The organism is Devosia sp. (assembly GCF_040509215.1).
Classification (GTDB): Bacteria; Pseudomonadota; Alphaproteobacteria; order Rhizobiales; family Devosiaceae; genus Devosia.
This window is the reverse complement of the sequence record NZ_JBEVLL010000272.1, coordinates 1-7,649: the sequence shown is the minus strand read 5'-3', so window position 1 is coordinate 7,649 and position 7,649 is coordinate 1. Positions and strand designations below refer to the sequence as shown.

Annotated in this window: 7 protein-coding genes; 2 read left to right on the top strand and 5 right to left on the bottom strand. The window is 61.5% G+C overall.

Going from position 1 to position 7,649, the window contains the following annotated elements:
- The coding region (locus tag ABW043_RS15510; protein ID WP_353922104.1) for a tripartite tricarboxylate transporter substrate-binding protein at window positions 1-694 on the bottom strand (694 nt) is incomplete at its 3' end.
- Between the two features lie 170 nt (window positions 695-864).
- On the opposite strand from ABW043_RS15510, the gene ABW043_RS15505 reads away from it, so the two are divergent.
- Together ABW043_RS15505 and ABW043_RS15500 are read left to right on the top strand one after the other, a co-directional pair.
- Complete coding sequence (locus ABW043_RS15505; protein ID WP_353922103.1) at window positions 865-2,745, top strand: sensor histidine kinase; 1,881 nt, start codon at window positions 865-867, stop codon at window positions 2,743-2,745.
- Window positions 2,738-4,090, top strand: a complete 1,353-nt coding sequence (locus ABW043_RS15500; RefSeq protein ID WP_353922102.1) for a sigma-54-dependent transcriptional regulator — start codon at window positions 2,738-2,740, stop codon at window positions 4,088-4,090. The genes ABW043_RS15505 and ABW043_RS15500 overlap by 8 nt, the downstream gene beginning before the upstream one ends.
- Window positions 4,091-4,113: 23 nt before the next feature.
- On the opposite strand, the gene ABW043_RS15495 is transcribed toward ABW043_RS15500, so the two are convergent.
- The 4 genes from ABW043_RS15495 to ABW043_RS15480 all read right to left on the bottom strand — a co-directional run.
- A complete protein-coding gene (locus tag ABW043_RS15495; RefSeq protein WP_353922101.1) occupies window positions 4,114-5,202 on the bottom strand; it encodes an ABC transporter ATP-binding protein in 1,089 nt (362 codons plus the stop codon).
- 21 nt (window positions 5,203-5,223) lie between these two features.
- A complete protein-coding gene (locus ABW043_RS15490) occupies window positions 5,224-6,216 on the bottom strand; it encodes a glycoside hydrolase family protein (protein ID WP_353922100.1) in 993 nt (330 codons plus the stop codon).
- 25 nt (window positions 6,217-6,241) lie between these two features.
- Window positions 6,242-7,120 (bottom strand): carbohydrate ABC transporter permease, encoded by an 879-nt coding sequence (locus tag ABW043_RS15485; protein ID WP_353922099.1) that lies wholly within the window; start codon window positions 7,118-7,120, stop codon window positions 6,242-6,244.
- A gap of 3 nt (window positions 7,121-7,123) precedes the next feature.
- The coding region (locus tag ABW043_RS15480) for a carbohydrate ABC transporter permease (RefSeq protein WP_353922098.1) at window positions 7,124-7,649 on the bottom strand (526 nt) is incomplete at its 5' end.

Genomic DNA, 7,649 nt, shown 5'->3' with positions numbered 1-7,649 from the left:
CGTCAGGCAGGTTGCCGAGCCGCTCGGACGAGGTCACGGCATAGGCCTTCACTTCGCCGGCCTGGATCTGGCTCGTCGTATTGGTGGTCTGGTCGCAGATCATGTCGATCTGGCCGCCGATGATGTCGGTCATCGCTGGGCCGGCGCCCTGATAGGGCACGGTGGTCATGATGGTCTCGGTCGATTCCATCAGCAGCATGCCGCAGAGCTGGCTGGCCGAGCCGATGCCGGCATGGGCATAGGTGACGTTCTCGCCATTGGCCTTGATATAGGCCAGCAGTTCTTCAAGCGTGTTGGGCTCGAAATCCTTGCGGGCGACGAGCGTCATCGGCACGGAGGTGATGAGGCCGATGGTAGCGAAGTCGGTCAGCGGGTCATAGGGCAGGCTGCGGTAGAGCGTCGGGGCGGTCGACATGCCGATGTGGTGCAGCAGCAGCGTATAGCCATCGTTCTGGGCAGTCGCGACCTGACCCGCGCCCAATGTGCCGCCGGCGCCGCCGACATTCTGCACGACGACCTGCTGGCCGAGATCGCCGCTCATTACTTCGGCCACGAGGCGCGCCACCGTGTCGGTTGGCCCGCCGGCCGAGAAGGGTACGACAACCGTGATCGGCTTTGTCGGATAGTCCTGCGCAAAGGCGGTGCCGGACAGTGCGATAGTGGCAAGCGCCAGGATGGCGACGGTCTTTTTCATTGGATGTCCTCCCAAGATGGATATTGAACCCGGCTCCTCCGCCGGTCGATCATCTGCTTTGCAAAGCGTGTGCCAGATCGAAAGTGCAGGCCAGACCTGCGATTTCTGCAAGTCACTCTGGCGAAACTGGCAGAATATTGCCAAGATGTCGCCCAGGAGGTGGCAATTTCTTGCCAAAAGCATCAAAGCCAAGCCGTCTCGGCCTCAGCGAGTTATTGGGACGCCGTCAGCTTCTGTTGATTGGAGCGGCCCTTCTCGCGGTCGTGGCCAGCGGCTGGGTGGCCTTTGAAATTTCTCTTTCCGGAGCGCTGCGCAGCGGGGGCGAACAGGCCGAGCGTCGGTTGGTGCTGTTCGACCGAACGCTTGAAGCCATCATCGAGCGCTTCCATTACCTTCCCTCCAGCATGGCGCTGGCCGCAGAAGTGCGCGCTATCCTGGCCGATCCGGACAATGCCGAGCGACGCGAGCGCGCCAATGGCTTTCTCTCTCGTCTCAACGATACGGCCGGGGCTGGCGAGCTTTTCGTGATGGCCGCCGATGGCCATGTGGTCGCTGCCTCCAATTGGTGGGCCTACGATAGTTTCGTCGGCGAAAATCTCGGCTACCGGCCCTATTTCGAAGAAGCCATGGCCAATGGCGATGCGAAATTCTACGCCGTTGGCACCGTTACGGGCGTTGCCGGTTATTTTCTCGCCCGCCGCATCGATGGCGAAGATGGCCCGCTCGGTGTCGCGGTCACCAAGGTCAACCTCGGTGAGATCGAAGCCAATTGGTGGCGGTCGGGAGAGCTGATCGGCATCGTCGACACCAACAACATCACCATTCTCTCGACCCGCCCCGACTGGCGCTATCGGCCGATTTCTCAGGTTTCCCCGGCCGACTATGCCCGTATAAAACCGCAACTGCGCTATGGACCGCAGGGGCCCCGAGAGGCGCCCGTTGCTTCGGCCATCTGGGCCTCGCGGGACGTCAATTTCGCTTATATCGCGGGAGACGATGCCGACACATCTGGCATCTTCATGGTCGATGAATTGCGGCTTCCCGCGCACCAATGGCGCATCATCTCGTTCACGCCCACCGGTCCGCTTTTCCGTGGCGCCTGGCTTGCCGCATCGGCAGTCGGGCTCGGGGTTGCTGCGCTGCTATTGATCCTTGCGCTCTTGGCGCAAAGACGACGGCTCCTGGCGCAGCGCCTCGCGGAGCATGAGCGGCTTGAGCAGCGCGTCGCCGAGCGGACGGAGGATTTGCACATCGCCAACGAGGCACTTCGCGAGGAGATCGCTGAACGCATTCGCGCCGAAGATGCCGAGCGGCAGGTGCAGGCGCATCTTGTGCAGGCCGCAAAGCTTGCAAGCCTGGGCCAGGCGCTGGCCGGCGTCGCCCATGAAGTGAGCCAGCCCGTCGCTGCACTGACGACGCACCTCGCCAGTGCAAAGCTTCTGGCGTCACGTCGGCGCGATGAGGAAATCGGAACGGTCCTGGGGCAGATAGACAGGATTGTCGACCGCCTTGCCGGTTTGACCAGCCACCTGAAGACCTTTGCCCGCAAGCAGCCGACAGCGCCGATCGAGGCGGATCTGGGCGTGGTGATCGCTGACGCGCTTGATCTCGTCGATCACAAATTGCGGCAGGTCGGTGTCGATGTGGAATATAGCCGACCGCCGGCGCCCATCCGGGTTGTGGGCAATCCCGTGCATATCGAGCAGGTGATGATCAACCTCCTCGCCAATGCCGCCGACGCCATGGTCGGCCAAACAATGCGCGTCCTGTCGATCAGCGTGCAACAGACCGGAGCCACGGTCTGCGTCGTCGTTGCCGACACGGGCGTCGGCATCCCGACCGATGCCATTGGCAGCATTTTCGATCCGTTCTTCTCCACCAAGGGTCCGGGGGAGGGCCTGGGGCTGGGGCTCTCCATTTCCTATGGGCTCGTGCGCGATCTAGGCGGCAGCATTTCCGCCGAAAGTGTGCCGGGTCGGGGCGCCCGCTTCACCATGATATTGCCGCTGGCCCGACTGGCGGTACCAACCGAAAGGCAACGCGTTGACTGAGCCAACCGTACTCATTGTCGATGATGAGGAAATGATCCGCACGGCCCTGGAACAGTGGCTGCGCCTTTCCGGCTTTGTCACCCATGTGGCCGATAGCGCCACCGCTGCGCTCGAAAAGCTCGACGCTGTGGCGCCGCACGTCATCCTCAGCGACGTGCGCATGCCCGGTCTTTCCGGCCTCGACCTGCTGCGAAAAGTGCGTGAACGCATGTTGCCGGCCGAGGTGATCCTGATCACCGGACATGGCGACGTGCCCATGGCGGTGGAGGCGATGCGGCAGGGCGCGTTCGACTTCCTGCAAAAACCCTATGTTCCCGACGAGTTGGTCGCCAGCCTCAGGCGAGCGAGCGAACAGGTGGCCCTGAAGCGCGAGATCGCAGATCTGCGCCGTCGCCTCGACGGTGGTGAAACCGAGCTGGCGGCGCGGCTGGTCGGCAATTCCTCAGCCATGGAGCGCCTGCGCAATGCGGTGCGCGAACTGGCACAGATACCGACCGATGTCATCATTCTGGGAGAGACTGGGACGGGCAAGGAAGTCGTTGCGCGCTGTCTCCACGACTTTTCCTCCCGCGCCAAGGCACCGTTCGTGGCCGTCAATTGCGCGGCAATCCCGTCCGAGCTGATCGAAAGCGAGCTCTTCGGACATGAAGCCGGGGCCTTCACTGGCGCAGGCAACCAGCGCGTCGGCAAATTCGAATATGCCAATGGGGGCACACTGCTGCTCGACGAGATCGAATCCATGCCGCTCCTGGCCCAAGCCAAGGTGTTGCGGGTGATCCAGGAGCGCGTGGTGGAGCGGGTGGGCTCGAACAAGCAGATCCCGCTCGATGTCCGGATCATTGCGGCATCCAAGGTTGACCTGGGCGCCGAAAGCAATGAGGGGCGCTTCCGCGCAGATCTCTATTACCGGCTCAACCTCGCCACCATTACCCTTGCCCCGCTGCGGGAACGCGGCGAGGACTGCATCCTGCTCTTCCATCATTTCCTGGGCGAAGCGGCGCGACGCTTTGGGCGGCCGGCGCCGCAGCTACACCCGGCCGACACGCAGGCGCTGGTGCATCATCATTGGCCCGGCAATGTCCGCGAGCTCAAGGCGGCGGCCGATCGGTTTGCCATCGGACTTGACGCAACGGGTCGGTCGCTCGGCGTCATTCTTGGGTCGGCAGCCCCTGACATCCCCATGTCCGAAGGCGGTCTCAATGAGCGCGTCGCTGCCTTCGAGCGGCATCTGATCGAAGATGCCCTGACCCGCAACAACGATTCAATCGCCGCCGCCGCCGAGGCCCTGCAGGTCCCCCGCAGGACGCTGAGTGAAAAGATGTCGAGACTGGGCGTGCGCCGCTAGCAACTTCGCCGCCCAGTACTCGCTCAGACCGCCCGTGCAGGTATGGCCACACCCGCTGAATCGAACAGCACGGCCTTGCTGGCTTCCGGTTGCAGGTGCAGTTCCTGTCCCAATGCCACCGGGAAATCACCGTCAAGGCCAACGATGATCGCCTTGCCCGATGCCAATCGCAGATTGACGATCGTTTCGTTGCCCAGATGCTCAACCATGGTAACAGCCCCCGTTATCGCACCAGTGTCGCCGGGAAGGAGCTGGTGGGGCCGAACGCCAAGGGTCAACGCGCTGCCGACCGCGAGGCCTTCAGTTGCTACTGGAACCGAAACAGCAGTCATGTCCGGACCTGAAACCGTGACAGTTCCCGCTCCGACTTCCACCACCTTTACGTCGATGAAGTTCATCTTCGGCGAGCCGATGAACCCGGCCACAAAGAGGTTTGCCGGTCGGTGATAGAGATCGAGCGGCGAGCCGACCTGTTGCACCACGCCGCCGTTGAGCACGACGATCTTGTCGGCGAGAGTCATGGCCTCGACCTGATCATGCGTCACATAGATCATCGTGGCGCCGAGATCCTGATGGAGTTTTGAAATCTCCATTCGCATGTCCATGCGGAGCGACGCATCGAGATTGGACAGCGGCTCATCAAAGAGAAACACTTCAGGCTGACGCACAATGGCACGGCCGATAGCGACGCGCTGGCGCTGGCCGCCCGAGAGTTGCGCAGGCTTGCGATCGAGCAGGTGTTCCATCTGCAGGATACGCGCCGCTTCGCGAATCTTCGCGTCGCGCTCGTCCTTGGGGGTCTTCTTGATCCTCAGGCCAAAGCCGACATTGTCGTAGACGGTCATATGAGGATAGAGCGCATAGGACTGGAACACCATGGCGACGCCGCGATCGCGCGGCTGCATGGAGTTGACCACCTGGCCCCCGATGCTCAGTTCTCCGCCGGTGATGTCTTCCAGCCCCGCAATCATGCGGAGCAGGGTGGATTTGCCACAGCCGGACGGGCCGACGAAGACGACGAATTCGCCGTGCTCGATTTCGAGATTAACGCCCTTGATGACCTCGACTTTGCCATAGGTCTTCTGGAGGTTTTGTAGGCTCAGTCCAGCCATGATGCTCTCTCCGTTTTCCGCTTAGACCTTGGCGCCGGGCGGCAGTTTGTCGAGTTCAGTGTGCAGAAGGCCTTCCGCATCAACGCGCACCGGGATCGGGTCGGAAACCTGGCCGATGAAGGAGTCATCGGCGGCGTCATGGAGGAAGCCCATGAACACGAGGCCATTGTCGGTTTCGACGATCTTGCCGGCATAGCGGCTGCCCTGAGCGCCATCGAAGAACGGGCCGGGTGCAACTTTCCATGGGCCCCGCGGATCGTCGGCCATGAGATAATGCGAGCCGCGGACGGGCTTTTCAGGATTGAATTTTTTGTAGGCCTCGGACCAGTGCGAGCCATCCGTGCAGAACAGCATGTACCACTTGCCGTTCACCTCGAAGACCTGCGGCACTTCCATCTGGCCGAACATGCCGCCCTTGTACACGGGGGGCTGCAGCGTCCAGGTGTTGAGATCGGGCGAGGTGGCAAAGCCGACAGTGCCGCCGGCATTGGGTTCGGCGACGTCGGGCTGGCGGGCGACCATATACATGATCCAGCCATCGCCCTTTGGGTTCTTCATCACCCATGGGTCGCGGAAGGCGCGGTCGTGCCAGTGGCCAGGGGTATATTCTTCATAATCCGGGCCCGAAATATCGAGCGCCAGACCATTGCCGACGCGGGTCCAATTGTGGCCATCGGTCGAGGTGGCGTGGCCGATGCGCTGCTTCATGCCGTCTTCGGCATGTTCGGTGCCGGTGTAAAAGAGGTGCCAGAGGCCGGTGTCATCGCGCAGCGTCGAGCCGGTCCACGTGGTCCAATCGTCCCAGGCGGTCGGTGCGGCCGGCGCGAAGGTGGTGCCGAGATGGGTCCAGTTGATCAGGTCTTTGGAGACGGCATGGCCTTGGGTGACATTGCGGTGGCGCATGTCGGGATGGGCGAGGGTGTTGTCGGCCTGGAGGAAATAGATGTGGTAGTCATCGCCGTCGCGATAGGTCCAGAAATCCCAAATCCATTTGTCTTTAAGTGCGAGAACCAATGTCGTGTCTTTCTAAAGAGAAGCGTCAGCCCTTGATGCCGGTCGAGGCGATCGAGGTGATGAAGGCGCGCTGGAGGAAAAGGTAGAAGGCGAGTACAGGCAGGGTGATCATGGAGAGGTACGCCATGACTTCGCCCCAGGCCGTGTTGAGCTGGAAGAAGTATTGGAGGCCGACCATGACCGGCCGGAATTGCTCGGATTGAGTGACCATGAGCGGCCAGAGATACTGGTTGTACATGGCAAGGAATTTGAGGATCGCCGCGGTCGCAAAGACCGGGCCGGCGATCGGCACGATGACCATTGAATAGACCTGGAACCAGCTCGCGCCATCGAGACGCGCGGCTTCGATCAGTTCCTTGGGCAGATCGCGGAAGAACTGGACAAAAAGGAAAATGGTCAGCGCATCGGCGAGGAAGGGCACGATCTGCACGTGATAGGTGTTGAGCCAGCCCCAGGTGACGCCACTGCCGCCAATCCAGGGCAGGGAATTTACCACCATCAGCATCGGCACGGCGATGGTTTCGAATGGCACGATCAGCGTCGCGATGATGATCGACAGCACCACTTCCTTGCCCCGGAACTGCAGGAAGACGAAGGCAAATGCCGCCATCGAGCAGAGGAACAGCGAGCCGATCACGGTCAGTGTCGTGACCAAGATCGAGTTGAAGACGAAGAGCCCCACCGGCGCGCGCCGAAACGCGGCAAAGTAGTTCTCGAACGAGATGTCACCCACCGGCAGGAAGGCGCGGAACGAGGACGTATCGCGCAGCAATTGCAGGTCGGGCTTGAACGAACTGACCACCATGAAGACGATGGGAAAGACGAAGACCAGGGCGACAAGGATCAGCAGCAGATATTTGAGACTGATCTTGAGGCGTTGGTTCGGTGAAGTGACAGCGGCCATTTCTTAGCGCTCCCGGGTGACGTAGCGCTGGAACAGCGAGATCGCGAGCACCATGAGGAAGAGCAGCACCGAGATGGCAGAGCCACCGGCGATGTTCTGTTGCTCATAACCGCGCTGCACGGCCTGGAAGACTAACGTCTGGGTGGAATCGAGCGGCCCGCCATTGGTCATGACATCGATCTGCGCAAAGAGTGCGAAGGCCTGCATGGTGATGACGACGAGGATGAGGACGGCTGTGTTTCGTAGGCCCGGCCAGGTGACGAAGCGGAATTTCTGCCAGCTCGACGCGCCTTCGATATCGGCTGCTTCATAGAGCGTCAGCGGAATGTTTTGCAGGCCCGCCAGCCAGATGACCATGTGGAAGCCTACGGCCTGCCAGATCGACATGACGATGATGGCCCACATGGCCGTATCGGCATTGCCGAGCCAGTCGACGGGCCGGAAGTGCCCAAACGAGAGGAACTGCAACAGGTTATTCAGCAGCCCGCTGCGCCCGTCATAAATGAAGCGCCAGAGGAGCGAAACGACG